Origin of the sequence: Synechococcus sp. R55.2 (assembly GCF_047462075.1) — a bacterium.
Taxonomy (GTDB): Bacteria; Cyanobacteriota; Cyanobacteriia; order Thermostichales; family Thermostichaceae; genus Thermostichus.
Genome location: NZ_JANSIH010000143.1, coordinates 1 through 887, shown reverse-complemented (window position 1 = coordinate 887; position 887 = coordinate 1). Strand labels below are relative to the sequence as shown.

At 54.5% G+C, this 887-nt stretch carries 1 protein-coding gene; it reads right to left on the bottom strand.

What is annotated here, in order from left to right:
* The coding region (locus NW838_RS05335) for an RNA-guided endonuclease InsQ/TnpB family protein (RefSeq protein ID WP_414427638.1) at positions 1-887 on the bottom strand (887 nt) is incomplete at both ends.

Below are 887 nucleotides of genomic sequence, written 5' to 3'. Positions count from 1 at the left end.
AACAGAAAGGCGGTATCCCGCAAAGCTCTGAGCATAACACCCAGAGCGCCTTGCCAATCTCGTGGTAGCCTATGGTTGCACTTTGGGCATCTAAACACCTTTGCGCCACCCAACTTAGTGTGGATGTGCCCGCACTTGGTACAGGTTTTGCTGGTGTACGCTTCCGATACTTCCACGACAACCACGTTTTTCTTTTGGGCTTGAAACTTCAGGAACTGCTTGAACCGATAGTGCGCCCAGGTGAGCATCGCCCTTGCTGTCTTGCTACCAAACTTCCTCCCTGCCTTGGCAACCATCTTGGCTGACTCGAAAGTGGGGAGGAATATCAATCGGTAGTTATCCGTTAGGAACGCCGCTACCTTGCGATGGCACTCGTCCACCAAGTTCCTGATTCTCTCCCGCAGACGAAACGCCGCTTGCCGCATTCGCCTACGCTTGGGTCTCGGTGCTTTACTCAGCCTGGACTGCAGATCGTCTAGGTGGTAGCACAGCCGAGCGATTCTGCCAAAGTCCCCCTTGGCGATATCTACAAAACCTGCTCCATCAAACCCTGTAAAGAAACTTCTTACTCCAGGGTCAAGCGCAACCACCCCCTTTGCTAACGAACACTGCTCGTTCACGGGCTCAGGAAAGATGGCATACCATCTGTCTTTCACCCGCATTAGTTCAGTCCCACGTGCCCATTCTCTGGGCATCTCCTCGGATGCACGAAACGCCAAACCTCGGGTGAGTTTCGGATACCACGTCCCATTGCGAAAGTTGCCGGCGTTGAATTGCAGCGTATGTGACCTGTCTCGCACACTGCGAAACCTCGCGTCTTTGCTTCGGCGAAACGCCAACCACGCCTCGACGACCGCGTTCTGCTTGATGTGGCAGGGGGCGTCCTT